This is a genomic window from Streptomyces sp. NBC_00829 (assembly GCF_045161795.1).
Classification (GTDB): Bacteria; Actinomycetota; Actinomycetes; order Streptomycetales; family Streptomycetaceae; genus Streptomyces.
The window spans coordinates 4,850,995-4,867,706 of the sequence record NZ_CP108867.1 but is presented as its reverse complement, the minus strand read 5'-3'; the positions used below and the strand labels follow the sequence as shown (position 1 = coordinate 4,867,706).

7 protein-coding genes are annotated in these 16,712 nt (G+C 68.9%); 1 reads left to right on the top strand and 6 read right to left on the bottom strand.

Translation table 11 applies throughout. The features are described 5' to 3' along the window. Window positions 1-183: 183 nt before the first annotated feature. The 6 genes from OG293_RS21435 to OG293_RS21410 all read right to left on the bottom strand — a co-directional run bounded on the left by OG293_RS21435 (window position 184) and on the right by OG293_RS21410 (window position 14,498). Entirely contained in the window at window positions 184-1,107 is a 924-nt protein-coding gene (locus OG293_RS21435) for a transglycosylase family protein (protein WP_406000397.1), read from the bottom strand. 114 nt (window positions 1,108-1,221) lie between these two features. Further along, on the bottom strand, window positions 1,222-2,475 hold the full coding sequence (locus OG293_RS21430) for a cytochrome P450 (protein ID WP_406000396.1): 1,254 nt from the start codon (window positions 2,473-2,475) through the stop codon (window positions 1,222-1,224). Next, complete coding sequence (locus tag OG293_RS21425; RefSeq protein ID WP_406000395.1) at window positions 2,472-3,482, bottom strand: nucleoside triphosphate pyrophosphohydrolase; 1,011 nt, start codon at window positions 3,480-3,482, stop codon at window positions 2,472-2,474. The genes OG293_RS21430 and OG293_RS21425 overlap by 4 nt, the downstream gene beginning before the upstream one ends. Window positions 3,483-3,501: 19 nt before the next feature. Further along, a complete protein-coding gene (locus OG293_RS21420; protein WP_406000394.1) occupies window positions 3,502-4,152 on the bottom strand; it encodes a SurA N-terminal domain-containing protein in 651 nt (216 codons plus the stop codon). A gap of 141 nt (window positions 4,153-4,293) precedes the next feature. Then, window positions 4,294-4,794: a hypothetical protein gene (locus OG293_RS21415; RefSeq protein ID WP_406000393.1), complete on the bottom strand. Its 501-nt coding sequence runs from the start codon at window positions 4,792-4,794 to the stop codon at window positions 4,294-4,296. After that, window positions 4,791-14,498: a polymorphic toxin-type HINT domain-containing protein gene (locus OG293_RS21410; RefSeq protein ID WP_406000392.1), complete on the bottom strand. Its 9,708-nt coding sequence runs from the start codon at window positions 14,496-14,498 to the stop codon at window positions 4,791-4,793. Before OG293_RS21410 ends, OG293_RS21415 begins: the two co-directional genes overlap by 4 nt. A gap of 254 nt (window positions 14,499-14,752) precedes the next feature. On the opposite strand from OG293_RS21410, the gene OG293_RS21405 reads away from it, so the two are divergent. Then, window positions 14,753-16,672 (top strand): tachylectin-related carbohydrate-binding protein, encoded by a 1,920-nt coding sequence (locus OG293_RS21405; RefSeq protein WP_406000391.1) that lies wholly within the window; start codon window positions 14,753-14,755, stop codon window positions 16,670-16,672. The last annotated feature ends 40 nt before the right edge of the window (window positions 16,673-16,712 follow it).

Below are 16,712 nucleotides of genomic sequence, written 5' to 3'. Positions count from 1 at the left end.
TGTTCAAAGACGGAACATCGGGGAGAAAACGCCCATCCCGCCCGGGGGGACATATACGTTTATGCAGGTGGCGGGCGGAATGGGTGATTCTGTCGGGGCAGATACGTCAGTTGGGGCAAAGAGACCCTTGTCTCACTTGCGCAGAATCGGACATAAGGCAGCGAACTGCCCTCGATTCGATACCTACTTCGAGCTCGGCTCCAGATCAAGATCCAGGCTCTGGCCAGGGATGATGAGGTCGGGGTCGGTGCCCACGGTCGCCCGGTTCGCCGCATAGAGGGCGGTCCAGCCGCCGTCGAGCTCCTGCTCGTCGACGATCGCGGAAAGGCTGTCGCCCGCACGGACCGTGTACTCGCCCGGCTCGGCACCCTCAGAGCCACCCTTGTCCGTTTCGCCCGCTTCATCCCGTGTCGGACCGTCACTGCGCGAAGCGTGGCGCCCCGCTTCGCGCTCATCGTCCACAGCGTCCGCCTGCACACCCTCCGTGGCGGCCTCGCCGCGGTGCTTGCCGCCGGCGCTCTCGGAGTCCTGATCGTCGCCCGTCGTGGCGGACGAGGCGGCCTCGGCGGAGCCTGCCGTATCGGCGGCCTCGCCGGTCGCGCCCTTCGGTGGCGCCGTTCCCGTCGCGCCGTCCGAGGGCTTCGCCGACAGCGTGGACGCGGTCGGCGCGGTGGAGGCGCCCGGCAGCGGCAGGGTCGTGCCGGCCCCCGGGTCGACGCCGGTCACGGCGCCGTCGTTCCGCAGCCCCGCCATGGCCGCACAGCCGGGCCACGCCTCGGGGCCCTGCGCGTCGAGAACCCTCTCGGCGACCGCGATCTGCTGGGAGCGGCTGGCGAGGTCGGCGCGTGCGGCATAGTCCGTGCCGCCGTAGTTCTGCCAGATCTCCTCGGATATCTGGAGCCCGCCGTAGTACCCGTTGCCGAGGTCGGCGCTCCACATGCCGCCGCTCTCGCACTCGGCGACCCGGTCCCATGTGGAGGCGTCGGCGGCGGAGGCCGAACCTGCCCCGAGAAGAGGGATCGCGATGGCCGATCCCGTCACCCCTGCCGCGACGACAATGGCCGGAGCCTGACGGGGTCGGCGATGCCGACCATTCCCGGAACGCATGCGTTGCCTTTCGCCCTGTGACCGCTGAGACGACGGTGAACGTAGTCGCAATCGTTGTTGAGTCACAAGTGGATGCAGCGGAGATCACGTGAAAGTTACGATCCTGACAGATCGTCAGTTCTGTCGAGGAGTGAACTCAACGGGCAGAGTGCGCAATCCACGCATAATCAACCCTCCACGCCACCGCAAATCGGCCGGATCGCCCGCAAGCCGCAAGTCCGGCATCCTCCTCAGGAGCGTGGCGAGCGCGGTCTGCCCCTCCAGCCGGGCGAGCGGCGCACCGAGGCAGTAGTGGATGCCGTGCCCGTATCCCAGATGCTGGTTGTCGCGCCGGGAGAGATCGAGAGTGTCCGGCCCGGCGAACCGCCCGGGGTCCCGGTCGGCGGCGGCGAGTACGACGAGCACGGGGTCCCCCGCCGCGATCTCCTGCCCGCCGATGACGAGCGGCTCGGTGGCGAACCGCCAGGTCGCGAGCTCCACGGGCCCGTCGTAGCGCAGCAGTTCCTCGACACCGGTCTCAAGAAGCCCGCTCTCGCCGGCCGCGAGGGACGCCTGGAGCCGCTCGCGCTGCTCCGGGTTGCGCAGCAGCGCGTACACGCCGTTCCCGATGAGGTTCACGGTCGTCTCGAACCCCGCGAACAACAGGATGAAGGCCATGGCGGCGGCCTCGTTCTCGGTGAGGTGCTCCCCGTGGTCCGACGCCTCGATGAGCCCCGAGATCAGATCGTCGCCCGGAACCTCGCGCTTGCGGTGAATCAGCTCGGCCAGGTATCCACGCATCTTCTTCACGGAACGCGCGACTCCGCCGCGCGGCCCTCCGCCGTGCCGGATCATCATCCCGGCCCAGTCGCGGAAGTCGTCCTGGTCCTCGCGCGGGACGCCGAGCATGTCGCAGATGGCGTAGATGGGGAGCGGGAAGGCGAACTCGTGAATGAGGTCCGCCTTCCCCTTCTCCGCGCTGTGCTGATTCTCAAAGATCGTGTCGATCAGCCGGTCCGTCAGTTCCTGTACCCGGGGGGCGAATTCGGCGACCACACGCGGGGTGAAGGCCTTCGACACCAGGCGCCGCAGCCGGGTGTGGTCCGGCGGGTCGATATTGAGCAGATGGGTCATCAGCTCGGCCTTGCGCTCACCGGGGATGCCGGTCTTTCCCCTGGCGTGGGCGGGCTCGTCGTGATGCGCGGGATTCTTGCTCAGCCGCTGGTCGGCCAGGGCCTGCCGGGCGTCGGCGTACCGCGTCACCAGCCATGCCTCGACCCCACTGGGGAGCCGGGTGCGGTGCACGGGGGCGTGCTCGCGCAGCCAGGCGTACGCGGGATAGGGGTCGGTGGCGAACTCCCAGGTGAACAACTCGGGCTGAGCGCTCACGTCTGCCCCTCGACGGACTCTGCGACAAGAATCGCGTCCCGGTAGGCGCGGGCCGCCGCCCGCAGGGCTGCCTCCGGGTCGGTGCCCGAGGCCTCGGCGCCGGCGGCGAGGGCGAGCAGGTCGTAGCCGATGCCGTCACCGGCGGGCAGCGGGATGTCGAGACCGGCGGTGCGGACTCGGCTCGCGAGCTTGGCGGCCAGTGCCAGACCGGGCTGGCCGAGCGGGACACCGTCGGTCACCGAGTCGCGCTGCTTCTCGATCGCCTTCGTGCGCAGCCAGTGCTCCTTGACCTCCTCCGGCGTCTCGGCGCGCTCGTCCCCGAAGACATGGGGGTGGCGGTGGATCAGCTTCTCGACGATCGTCGCGGCGACGTCGTCGACGGAGAACGGCTCCTCCTCGTCCTCCTGAGCGATGCGGGCGTGGAAGACGACCTGGAGCAGTACGTCACCGAGCTCCTCGCGCAGCTCGTCACGGTCGCCGTCCTCGATCGCCTCGACCAGTTCGTACGCCTCCTCGATGGCGTACTTGGCGAGCCCCTTGTGGGTCTGCTGCGAGGACCACGGGCACTGCCGCCGGATCCGGTCCATGACCTGCACCAGGTCGAGGAGCCGGGCGCCGGGCAGGTCGTACGAGCCGGGGAGCAGCTCCAGGTCCGGCATCTGGACCCGCCCGGACCCGGCGAGCCGGGCGAGCCCGTCGGTCAGGGCCCGGTCGCCCTCGCCGGATGGCAGGACGACGACGGTACGTCCTCCCCCGGAGCCTCCGGCCTGGGAGGCACCCCCGGCGCAGACGTCGACGAGCTCCTGGGCGGTGGGCGCGGCGATCTCCACCTCGACACCGGCCTCGCGCAGGTACGGCAGCTGCGGATGCCCCGCGTCGGCGCAGAGCACCTGGTCGGCGCCGTGCAGCGTCTGCCACGCGGGCCAGGACAGCAGCCCCGGCGCGACGCGGTGGCTGGCGGTGAGAAGGACGATTCGGCCGGGGGCGACGGGTGCTTCTGTGGTCACCCCTCGAACCTACCTCCCGCTACGCACCGGCCTCGCCGGACTGCGGCTGCTTGGTGACCTGGGTGATCCAGGGGGCCTTGTAGTCGCCCAGCTCCAGCTTCTGGTCGTTCCAGGCGCCGTAGCGGGGGTTCACCTCGATGTGCAGCGCCTTGGCGGCGGCGGTGTAGGCCTGGTTCAGCTTCTGCTGGCCCTCGGGGTTGTTCCCTGCCCCCAGAGCCATGGCGATCTTGTTGACGAGGAGGTCGCGGCGTACGACGCCGTCGACCTCGCCGGGAGCGGCACCCCGCTGCTGGAGATACATGGCGGCCACCTTTTCCTCGCCGCCGACCTGCTTCTCCAGGGCGGCGCGGCTGTCCTGGATCTCCTTGCGGCTGACCTTGACCCCGGCGTCGTCGGCGGCACGCTGGACGACCTTGTCGACGATCAGGTAGTAGAGCTTGGCGCGGCCGAGCTGCCCGCTGTCCTTGATGAGCTGGGCGGCCTGCGCCGACTTCGCCTGCGCGGTGCGCGAGTCCTTCACCTGCGCCTGGACGGTGGCGACCTCGATGCGCTCCCCGCCGACGATGGCCGCGGCGCCGGGGTGGGCGTCACTGCCGCACGCCGCGATGAGGGGCGCGGCGCAGAGGAGAGCGGCGGAGAGGATGAGCGCGGTGCGACGACGGCGGTGCAAAGGAGCCTCCCGGCGAGATTGTGCGGCGGTGCACAAGGACCCTGCGGTGATCGATGGTAGGCAGTCCAGGGGGTCTGGGCCACTGGTTCGACCAACGATTCGGCGGCGGATTGTGGTACGTGAAGCGACGGACCGCCGCCGCTACGGCTGGTGTCGCTTCAGGCGGGCGGCAAGGGCTGACCGGAAGTATTCGAAGCGCTGCTCGTCGAGATCCACAAACTCAAGGATGTCGAGCGCCGTCTCCACGTCTCCGGAGGCTGCCTCCTGGTAGAGCTGCCAGATCCCTTCCCGTGCCGCCGCACAGCAGTCCTCTTCGAGGTCGGGAAGACCCGCTTCCGCCTCGCTGCGGTGGGACTCCCCCGTCACCAGCCGCCACAGCACGGTCAGCAGATGGCTCCTGACGAACCTCGGCAAATCTTCCTGGAGCGCTGCCAGGACCACCGGAACGGCGTGGGGTGCCACCTGGAACAGCATCGACTGCTCTTCCAGGTGGCCGTCCAGCCTGTGCCCCACGGTCTCCTCGATCGCCCCGGCTTCGAGGAGCTTGGAGAAGGTCTCCGGCAGGTGCGCGCCCGACTCCCTGCACCCACACCGCAGACCGGCCCAGTCATGGCGCGCCAATTCAAGGAGCGAGGCCCTCATGGCTTGCCGATCATCCAGGGACCCTTGGGGTCGTAGAGGACTCCGGGGACGAAATTCCCTGGTGGGTAATTGCCCTGGCAGACCACACAGATCTCCTTCTCCTGCAAGACCTTCCCCATTCCGTCGCCGATGTCCTCTCTGCGAACCGCCCGGGTGAAGGTGACATCGTCCGCGTCCCAGCCGGTGTGGTTGAGGATGTTCGGCTCCGCACAGCTTCCGTTGCCCGAGCAGCCTACTGCGATGTCGCCGTTCTTCCTGTTCACAGCAGCGGTGTACGTACGGCTCTTCGCCTTGCCCGTCGCCGCCCGCGCCGCTTCGTCACGCAGCCCGGTCGCCTCGGAGATCCGGTCGTCCATGTTCCAGTTGCCCTGGGCCCTGTGCACGGTGACCGTGGGCTTGAACTTCCCCGTCGCGCCTCGCGTTCCCTTGCCGGTACCGCAGTTGTGTACAAGGGCCGACGTCTGGCCCGCCGCCACGAAGTACGTGTGCGCGCTGTCGACGCTCAGGTTGTAGACCGTCGCCTGCTGCGTCCACGCCTGGACCGCCTCCACCTGGACCCAGGAGCCGCTGCCCGTCTGCAGCCACTGGCCCGGCTTCAGTTCGCCGGCCTTCAGCCACTTCCCGAGCGACGGGACCCAGAACGCGTGGCCCAGCGTGGCAGTGATCTTCTCAGTGGCCTCGCCCTTGTCGCCGTCCGTGTCGACCGTGAGCCGGACCAGCTTCTTCAGGCCTTTACCCTCGATCGTCGCGGTGACCTCCTGCTTGGAGGTCTTCCCGGACGTCGGGTCGGTGGCCATCACCTCGTCGCCGGCTTCGACCTTCTCGATCGGTTTGCGGGAGCCGTCGGCCATGACCACTTCGGTGCCCCGGACGAAGCTGTTCCCGACCAGGTCCGAGGCGAGCTGCACGCACTCGACCGCCGTCTCGACCTTGTCGACCACCTCCTCGGCCTTCTCGACCTTGTTCGCCGCCTTCGCGATGTTGTCCGCGTACTTCGCCGCCTTCGCCGCCATCCGCCCGGCCTTCGCCGCCCGGACCAGGCCCGCTCCCGCGCCGCCGAGCGCCATGCCCGCCACCGTCGCGACCGCCCAGGCGCAGGCCTCCATGTCGCCCTTGGTCACGCAGTTCTTGATGTCGTTGAAGCCCGTGACCTCGCCGACCACATTGCCGACGGTCTTCACGCCCTCCCAGACCGCGCCCCAGTCGACCGCGTTCGCGACGTTCTCGACGACGTTGCCGACCTGCTCGACCACCGCGTCGCGGATCGCGTCCGTGGCCTTCGCGACGTCCGCGATGACGTCGCGGGTGGCGGAGACCAGGATCGCCGGAAGGTTCGGATCGGCCGTGACGATCGCCTTGGCCACCGCCAGCAGCGGCCTCGTCGCGGCCACGATCTCCGGGATCGGATTGTGCTTGGCAACATAGGACGCCGCTGCCTTGGCCTTCTGCGTGACGTACTCCTTGGCCCGGTAGGCGGCTCTGCGCGCCTCGGCCGCCTTTTCCCGCGCCCATTGTGTGATCCCGGTCTTCTGACCGACCCACTTGGCCGCGGAGGCGATGCCATTCACCACCGACTTCAGGCCGGACTTCTCATAGGCCCAACTCGCGGCCTTGCCGAGGAAGTTGAAGGTGTACCTCAGCGCCGACATCGGATGGCGGACGGCGTACATGAGGCCGTTCTTGACCGCGCGGGCGCCCTTGTAGACATAGCTCGCGCCCTGCGAGACCTTCTTGCCTATCCAGTTACCGGCCTTCTTGCACCAGCCGCAGCTCGGCCAGTGCCCGTCCGGGTCCGTGAAGTCCATCGGCGAACCGGCGCCGTACGTGTACCGGTTGGCGAGGACCGACGCGCCCGAGGCGTAGGTGTAGGAGTCCCGCGAGTCGAAGACACCCGTGCCGGGGTCGTACCAGCGCGCCCCCATGTTCACCTGGTCGGTGTCCGGGTCGGTGTAGTCGCCCTGGTAGCCCGCGTTGCCGGACACGCCCGACGCGCCGAGCTTCTTGCCGAAGGGGTCGTACGCCGTCGACCCGGTCAGCGAGGCCGCCGCGCCGTTCGTCGGGGACATGTCGCCCACCACGTCGCCGTGCTTGTCGGTGACGGTCAGTTGCGCCGGGCCGGTGCCCTCCGCGACCGACATGAGCTCGTCCGCCGCGCCTCGGCCGTAGGTGGAGGAGTTGTCCTTCACCGGGTCCGGCGCGAGGCCCGCGTAGCTGAAGTCCGCGCCGTTGCGGGAGGCCACACGGTCCAGGGAATCGTAGGTGTACTGCGTCCCCGACTCGCCCGCCTTGGTCATGCGGTCGAAGGCGTCGAAGGTGAAGTTCTCCGTCAGACCGGAGCTGGTACGGGTGGCCAGCGTGCCGCGCGGGGTGTGGTCGTAGGTGTAGTCCCCGTCGGACAGCAGCCGGTTGCGCTCGTCGAACGTGGACGTCTTGGCGCCGTTCTTGATCCGGTTGCCGCTGTCGTCCCAGTCGTACTGGGTGGTCTGGCCGTCACCGGTCCATGAGGTCAGTCGGCCCGCGTCGTCGTAGCCGTAGGTGTTCTCGCCGGCCTTGGCGGTTCCGACCGTCTTCTTCGACGTCATGTGGTCGTCGGTGTCGTAGCCGTAGTCGGTCGAGGCGACCGTGCCTCCGCCGCTGCTCTTCACCGTGTCGGTGTCGAGCCGGCCCAGATTGTCGTACGTGAACGAACGCGACTGGCCCGCACCGTAGTTGATCTGCTTGACGGCGCCGGCGCCGTCGTAGCCGTAGCTCTGGGCCACGCCGGTGAGGGGGTCCGTCGCCGAGTTCAGCTGCTGCTTGACGTAGCCGAAGACCGCCGTGCCCGCCGCGTCGGTGCGGCTGACGAGCTGGCCGTCGTTGTTGTACTCGTACTCCGCCTTGCCCGACGGCCCGTCCGCCTTCAGCAGCGCGCCGCGGTCGTTGTACGCGTAGGTGTTGTCGCCCTTGGGGGACGACGCCTTGGTGAGCCGCCCGGCGGGGTCGTACTGGAACGTCTTCTCCGGGGTCGCCACCTCGGCGCCCGTGCCGCTCTCGCGGACCAGCTGTCCGGCCTTGTCGTAGTCGCGCTCGCGGACGACACCACCCGGCGCGGTCATCTTCACCGCCTGGCCGACCTTGTCGTACGCCGTCGTCCAGGTGCGGGCCTCGGGTGAGGGGTCGCGCGCCGTGGAGGGCTCGATCACCGACTCGGACAGACCCAGAGTGTTGACCGTGTAGATCGTCCTGTTGCCGCGGCCGTCGGTGTAGCGGGTGCGGTTGCCCAGCGCGTCGTAGCCGAAGGACGTGGTGATGGACTTGCCCGCCGAGACCGGCTCGGTCTGGCTGGTGAGCCTGTTCAGTGCGTCGTAGGTGTAGGTCGTGACCCGGTTCAGCGGGTCGGTCGACGAGGTCAGGTTGCCGGCCTTGTCGTAGCCGTAGCCCACCTCGCGCAGCTGGTTGCCGACCGGATCGAGGTCCGTGTCCCGGCTCAGCCGGCCCAGTCCGTCGTAGTACTTGGCCGACGTGCGCCCCAGGCCGTCCACCCGGCGAACCTCGCGGCCGCTCATGTCGTAACCGAGCTGGGTGGAGACGCCGGAGGGGGCGACCATCCGCGTCATCTGGCCGAGCGCGTCATAGGTGAACTGGCTGACACCGCCGCCCGGCGCGGTCTGCTTCACCACGTTGCCCGCGTCGTCGTAGTCGTTGCGGGTCGTGAAGGCCCCGGGCAGCGGCTTGCGCTCGATCTGCGTGGTGGTGACCGGACGGTCGAGGTCGTCGTAGGTCGTCTCGGCGCGGGACCCGTTCGGGTCGGTGACCGTGAGGACCTCACCGGTGCGGGTGTAGGTGTACTTCCACTGGGCGCGATCGTCGCCGGTACCGACCGGCTCGTCCTTGACGGTCATCCGGTTCTGGCGGTCGTACGTGAACTTGGTGACGCGTCCCAGCGGGTCGGTCTGCTCCACGACATTGCCCAGCGAGTCGTACGCGTTGCTGGTGGCCGGGGTGAGGGTCTCGGTCGAGCCGGGAGGCGTGTACGACGGCGCGGAGCTCGTGAGCACCCGTCCGAGCTTGTCGTAGATCGTGCGGTTGGTGTTGCCGAGCGCGTCCACCGACTCGGTCACGGCTCCGAAGGTGTCGTAGCCGCTGTAGGTGGTGGGGCGCGAGGAGACGGGCGCGGAGCCGTTCGACTCGGTCTGGACGGCGGGCGCGGTGACCGACAGAGGCCGGCCGAGCTCGTCGAAGGCGTAGTCGGTGCGGTTGCCCGCCGGGTCCGTCTTCGCCTTCATCAGGCCCCGCTGGTCGTACTCGTAGACCGTGGTGCGGGGGTCCGAACCGTTCTCGACGATCTCCTGCTTGGCGTTGCCCGCGTCGTCGTAGACATAGCGGACGGTCTCGGGGGTGACGCTGGTCGGCCACGGCACATTGGAGGGCGCACCGTTGGATGTGATGGTCTCGACATTGCCGGCGAGGTCGTAGGTGTTGGTGGTCCGGCGTCCGAGCCCGGTCGGGTCCGTGACCTCGGACTTCTGACGGCCGACCGCGTCATAGGTGTACTGCGTGACCAGCTTGCCGTTGTTCGCCGTCTCGGTGAGGACGTTTCCGGCGCCGTCGTATGTGTTGGACTCGACGAGTATGTCGCGCTTGGTGCCGTCGGGGTTGCGGAAGTCCTTCAGAGTTATGGACTTGACCAGGTCGTCCCCGTAGTACTCGTATCTCAGGGTCCGGCCCATGGTGTCGGTGTGCCGGGCGACCCGGCCGCCCATGTCGTACGCGTAGGACTGGAGCACCGTGTAGTCGTCGTCACCGCCGTCGTCGTCCCAGTCGTGCAGCCGCGTCTCGGCCATCATGTTCCGGGCGGTGTACACATACGAGAACCTGTTGCCGTTGGCGTCGACCATCGAGGTCTTGTTGCCGAGGATGTCGTAGGTGTAGGTCGTCTCGCTGCCCTCGGCATCGACCGCCTTCTCGGCGCGGCCGTGGTCGTCCATCTCGAAGGTCATGACACGCGACGGATCTCCGCCCAGTACGTCACTGACCTCGGTGCGCACCACATTGCCGTCGGCGTCGTACGTCGAGACCGTCTTCTGCTGGTGCTTGCCGAGTGTGATGACGTTCGTTGCCACCGGCTCCGTACTGGAGACGACCCGGGAGAGCTTGTCATAGGTGAAGTTCGAGGTCGTGCCGGTGGGCTGGGCGTCCGACACCACGGTCTCGGTCAGTTTGCGGCCGAGCGCGTCGTAGGTGAACTTCGTGACCAGGCCTGAAGGCTGAGTCACCTGTGCCAGGTCACCGCTCTTGAAGTACTGGTACCGGGTGATCTTGCCGCGCGGATCGGTCGTGGTCAGAGGCAGCCCGGTCGGCGTGTTGCCGCCACCGATGGCCCCTTCGATGCCGGTCGTGTAGGTGTTCCTGACGCTGCCGCCGTCGGCCGCTGTCTGGGTGGCCAGCGCACCGCTCGTGCTGTACGTGTACTGGGTGCGGAAGCGGTTGTCCGTCGGCCCGGACGAGCGGCCGTCGCGGGTCTCGGATGGCTGATCGGCCTTCAGGTCGAAGTCGCCGGTCGATGCCGGGTACGTCGTGTACGAGGTCTGGCAGTTGTCCTTGGCCCGGCAGGTGGTGCGGCTGGTCACATTGCCGCGGTCGTCATAGCCCAGCTTGACGGTGTCACCGTTCTCGCTGGTGATTTCTGTCTGGAAGCCATTGTCGTTATAGCCGAAGGAACGGATGGCGACACCGTCGAGCGGGTACCGGATGAAGTCGGGCTCGCTGCCACCGCCCCCGATCGGGTGGGTACAGAAGGCCGGATCGCCTGGGTCGGGCTCGGTGCAGACCTCACCCGGAGGTGTACTGCCCGAAGGCGAGGGCGAGGGGGCGGCAGGTTCACGGGCCCCGAGCGCCATCGGCTCGCCGTAGCGCAGCATCCGCGCGGTCATGCCGTCGTACTCGTAGAAGTACGGGGCGTCCATCGGGTCGCGCACCTCGACGGTGCGCCGCAGGTCCTTGTCGTTGCCGAAGACCGCGGGGGTGCCGATCTTCCAGGTGCCGCCGTTGCGGTCCGTGTACTCCTCGACGCGGTCCCGGGTGGTGTCGTACTGCACCTCGGAGGCGATGCGGCCGGACGGCAGCGTCGTCTTCTTCAGGACGTCCGCGGTGCGGGTTCCCTCGCGGTAGTGGCCGGCGACGGCCGCGGAGCCGAGGGGGTGGTGGTAGACGGCGACATCGTCGATGGTGCCGGCGAAGGACTTGGCGCCGGCGGTGCCCCAGCCCGGCCAGGAGGCGGGGGTGGTGGCGTTGGCCGCACCGATCTGGTTGTACGTCAGGTCGCCCTGCACGAGCTGCTTGCCGGTGATGGTGCCGGACAGCTTGCCGTCGAGGTACAGGCTCTGTGTGGAGCCGGAGGCCGACAGGACGGCGTGGTGCCACTTGCCGTCGTTGACGTTCCTGGTGACGTCGGTGATCGGGGCGACGGTGCCGGTCGAGAACTGGCCGCGCAGCTTTCCGTCCGTGCCGACGTACAGCGTCGGGACGCCGGTGGTGGGCGTGGTGCCCCACGCCTTGTTCTGGTAGCCGACGAGCGGCCCGCCCAGGCCGGTGGCGATGGTCTTGAACCAGACCTCGACGGCCGCGTCACGGCTCTTCTTCAGGGTCCCGGTGGGCAGGTCGACGCGTGAGGTCGTGCCGTTGAAGCCGGCCGCGGTGCCGGGGTCACCGGTGATCGCACCAGCCGCGCCCAGAGTGACGTTGGAGTAGGTGCCGCGGTCCTTGCCGAGGTTGGCCTCGATGGTGCTGTTGGCCGCCGCGCCCTCGTCCTCGCCGAGCCGCCAGTAGGACTGGGGCCGGGAGTCGAGGACGGTGGTGCCGTAGTGGCTGCCCGAGCCGTGGGTGTACTGCGTGCAGCCGCCCTCCGGGTCGCAGACCTTGTCCAGCAGATCGCCGGTGTAGGTGTAGTTCCAGCTCAGCGGGGCCCCGTCGACGGCGTTCGTGGACACCTTGGTCACATGCGCGCCGGTCCAGGTGAAGGTCAGCGAACGATTGCTGCGCGCGTTTGCCGCGGTCGCCAGCTTTCCTGAGCTGTACGTATAGGTGACAGCGTTGGAGTACTGGTCAGTGATCTTTATCAGCAGACCGGTGGTGCTGAAGTCATAGGTCGTTCCGGACTTGTCCTGCAGCTTGTAGGTGTTGGCCGTCGAGTCGTACGTCAGCTTGGCGAACCGGCCCGGCGGCGGAGCGAAGGTGCCGTCGGAGTTCTTGCCGAAGCGGACGTCCTGGCCGTCCGGGTAGCGGATGACGACATTGCCGGTGCCGTCGTCGTCCGGGGTGAGCCGCATGTCGTAGCGGGTCGACCAGCCGGCGCCGAAGGCGAGGTCACGGCGCGGGTCGAGACTGTTGTACGTCCGCACGAGGGTCAGCTCCGGGCCCACACCCGTGATCGGCGCGTCGATGGCCGCCGAGGTGAAGTTGCCGACGTTCGGGTCGAACTCCTTGCCCTGCGCCTCGGAGAGTCGGGAGGTGATCTCGGGCTGCGGGACAGCGGCCACCAGGGCGATCTGCGCGGTCGGCACCTCGTTGGAGGCGTCCTTGACGAATCCGCGCCACAGATAGGTCTTGCCCCACTTCAGCCGCCCGGCCGGGACGGGATAGGCGGAGCTGGTCTGGTAGGCGGAGGTGGTGCAGCCGGTCGGCTTGCCGTCCTTGTCCGCCTCGCAGATCTCGTACTTGTACCGGAGCGCGGAGCCGGGCGGCGCGTCGATGTCCACGCCGCTCGCCCACAGCTGCGGGGTCAGCGTCTGCGCCTGGTAGCCGTTCCCGGGGAACTGCTCCTTGACCACCGGGGCGATGTCGAAGACCTGGAGGGTCAGCCGGCCGGGCGGCACCTGCTCGTCGGTGAAGACCTTGCCGCCCTGGCGCACCATCGTGAAGTCGAGCATGTAAGCGCCCGGAGGGAGCGCCTTGATGGTCGCGTCCAGGGTGGTCTTCGCGCCGTACGCCACATTGCCGGTGAGGTTGGCGGCGCGCTGCTGGGTGACCAGCTTGCCCTTGGAGTTGAAGGCACGGTACGCGAGGTAGTAGGTGCCCGGCGTCCAGGTCTCCGCGCCCTTGTTGGTGACGGTGACCTTGACCTTGCCGGCCTGGTTCTGGAGGACCGGCGGGTCGGGGACGGGCTTGGGGAAGGAGTAGGCGGCGCTGTAGGGCGAGTGCGTGACGAACAGCTTCGGCGGGTTCGCCGTCGAGTGGCCGGTCAGTTTCTTGAACGCGAGCGAGTCGGAGGCCGAAGCGCGCAGGGACAGACCGTGGTTGGGCTGGGTGCCGTCCACCCAGCGCTGCACCAGGTCGCGGCCGCCCTTGCCGAGGTCGAAGAGTTCGCCCGCGGCGGGGCAGGCGGACTGGGACTGACCGAAGCCGATGTAGCCGTACGCGAAGGACTTCGAGGCGAGCGAGCCGCCGACCGCGGGACCGGGGTAGGAGGTGCCGGTGCCGGCCGTCCAGGACTCGGTGACCGGGTGCACGGAGACCGAACGCGGCTTGCAGGAGGCCGAGTCGAAGTTCACGATCTGCAGCTGCGCGCCGAAGATGCGGTGGCGGCGCAGCTCCTCGTCGAGGCCGGGGAAGCCGAGGAAGGAGTAGGTGGCGCCGGACGGGCCCTTGCCGACCTGGAGTTCGCTGGAGCCGACGACGGAGCTTCCGCCGCTCCTGACGTACATCGAGGTGGAGGCCGCGGTGGTGTCGACGGAGGGGTCGATACGGACCGGGAAGGCGCGGGCCGGGTCGGCGAGCCAGGTGGCGTCGGCGGTCACCTTCAGGGCCTGGCCGCCGCCCTGCTGGAGAAGTTCGTAGCGGACGGCGTGCGAGACGGCGCCCTTGGCGTCCTCCATGAAGCCGGCCGGGATCACGGCCTTGGTGCGGCCCTCGTCGTCGGCGAGGACAATCGTTCCTTCACCGGCGCGCGCGGTGAGGCCGCTGAGGCTGAGCGGGAAGACGAAGCTGCTCGGGGCGTCGGCGGAGCGCAGGACGAGGGTCTCCTTGACCCCGCCCGCCTGCGAGTCGAGCCACAGGTCGGTGCCGGGCAGGACCTTCTCGTACGCGACGCGGTTTCCTTCGGCGGTGCCCGTGGCGGCGGTGGCGCCGCTCAGTCCGTAGCCGAAGGACTCACCCGAGGGAAGGGTGACGGCGGCGAGCCGGGGCGCGTCGGCGCGTTCGGCGATGCGCAGGCCGACGGAGTCGGCGGCGTTGACCCAGCCGCCCTCCTGCCGGGTCAGTGCGGTGTTGATGGGCTGCCAGGTACCGTGCTCGTCACGGTAGTTGATGGGGGTTGTGGAGAGCTCGCTGGTGCGCGTGCCGTCCTCGTTGGCGTACATGCGGCTGCGCGCGTCGCGTTCGGAGACGATCTCCCGGCTGGTCCCGCGGTCGAAGCCCTTGACCTTGGGCGCGGGCGGCGCGACGACCTCGGCGGTGTTGCGCCCGGCGGCGGGTCTGGCCGAAGCCGGGCTCCTGAGCGGGTACTTGGAGCGCAGCGATCGGGGGGCCTCGGTATTGCCGGAACCGCTCGCGATGTGACTCCGGCCCTCGGCACTGCCCCAGCGCTGGCCGGGGCCCTTCGCGGCGGCAGGATCCCCCGGGAAGAGGGGGAAGCCCGCGCCGGCGACGGCGAGCGAGCCCACCGCGATCACCAGGGCTCCGGCGACGCCGATGACCTTGAACCAATTGCTGCCGCGCAGCCTGGTCATCAGGAAATTGCGCGCGAGTCTCCGGTACACCGGCGGTCCCCCACAGGACAGAAGCGAATGAGCAGGAAGATCCTGACTGTTTGTGATGACCATGTCGACTGATTGTGTAGACCATTCATCTGGCCGTTATCCGTCCGTGATCACGAAGCCCGTGATCACCCGTAATGTTCATGGTCGCCAGGGGGGGGTTCCGCCTCGGAGCCTCAAGAGGTAGCCATGCAGGCTCATTTGACGGAACGACAGTTGAGGCTTGAATGAGGTTCATCTTTCCATCGAAGCGGCGCGCACTCACCGCGGCGGCCGCCACCGCCGCTCTGCCGCTGCTCATAGCGATGCCGGGTACGGCGCACGCGGCCGAGTCGGCGACCTGCGCGCCGGGCGGCAAGACCTACGTCGTCAACGCGTCGGGGTCTTTGCTCCAGTACACGATGGCAACGCCGCTGACCGGCTCCACGTTCTCGGCATACAGCACGGCAGGCGCGGGCTGGGGGGCCTACGGCAAGGTGCTCGCCGGACCGAACGGGGAGTTCTACGCCTTCAAGTCGGACGGCACGTACTACGCCCACCGCACCGACAGCGGCACCTGGGACATCAACCCCAAGAGGATCAGCACCGCCCTCGGCTGGCTCGCGAACGCCGCGGACCGCGAGCAGGCCACCGTCGACCGCGACGGCTGGCTGTATGTGGCCGACAACCTCGGCCAGCTCTACGCCTACCGGTACGACGCGACCATCGGAACGGGTGGCGGCCTGCGCTCCCTGAAGGTCCTCGACAAGGGCTGGGACCGCTACAACCTGATCACCGCCGGCGACAAGGGCGTCCTGTACGGGCGCGCCGCCGACGGCCGGCTGTACCGCTCCCGCTACGACCTCACCAGCCAGCGCTGGATCGAACGCCACGTCCTCGTCGGCTCCGCGGCCTGGGGCAACTTCAAGACCCTCACCGCGGGCGGCGGCGACACCCTGGTGGCCGTGCGGACCAGCGGCGAGGCTCTGTACTACCGCTACGACGAGAACACCCGTACCTGGCCGGTTCTCGCCAAGCAGGTGGCCGCGGGCGGCTGGCAGAACTTCCCCAACGTCACCTCCAGGCCCGACAACTGCAGCCTGGTCACCAACCACACCCCGGCCGCGCCGTCGGTGCCGCTGGAGAACTACAGCCGCGCCGCGGTGCTGCAGTCCTCGACCGGCTCGCTGGAGTTCGCGTACACCGACAACATCGGCCGTCTGGTGCACGGCCGCATGGCGGACGCCTCCAACACCAACGACGTGCAGTGGACCACCGTCTCGGGGACCGAGGCCTTCGCGGGGACGCCCTCGCTCGCAGAGCAGGCCGACGGCCGCGTCGCCGTCACCGCGCACAACACCTCCGGCAGCGTCTGGCAGCGCAACCAGGCCGCCAAGTCCAGTGCGGACTGGGCGAACTGGAGCGACCAGGCGGGCGCGATGGCGCAGCACGCGGTGACCGCCAAGACGTCCGGCGGGCTGCTGGTGCAGTTCGCCGCCGACGCCGGGGGCAAGCCCTGGTACCGCATCCAGACCGCGGCCAACGCCGACTTCATGGGCTGGATGCCGCTCGCCGGCTCCGGCTTCACCGGGTCCTTCACCACCACGGCGGTGCGGGACGGCATCCAGCTCATCGGCAGGAACACCGACGGCACCCTGTCCACCGCCCTGTTCAAGGACGACGGGACGCTGTCGGCCTGGACCTCGCTGGGTGCCCAGACGGTCACCGGCACGCCGTCCGTCGTCGTCTACCCCGGCTACCGCGCGCGCGTCTTCGCCACCGGCCAGAACGGCAAGGTCGTCACCGCGGCGCAGTCGGCCGAGGGCGGGGCGTACGGCGAGTGGAGCCAGGTCGGCGACTTCGCGGTCAAGGGTTCGCCCAGCGCCGTGATCTCCCCGCTGACGGGTCTCACCGAGATCGTCGTGCGCGGCGCGGCCGACGACTTCGTCTACAACACAGGAGAGACCAGCCAGGGTTCCGGTGTCTGGCGCACCTGGAAGCAGGAGAGCTTCGAGGCCTCGGCCACCGAGCCGACCGCGGTCACGTACACCAACGCCGGCGGCCCGACGTGGGCCTACAGCTTCCGTACGGCGGACAACCAGACGCGTTTCTACGCCGCCCAGCAGACGTCGTCGTTCAGCGCGCGCTCGCTGCCCGCGCCACGGTAGCCCTGCCCAACGCGACTGCGGGGGGCGACCGTCGGCCGCC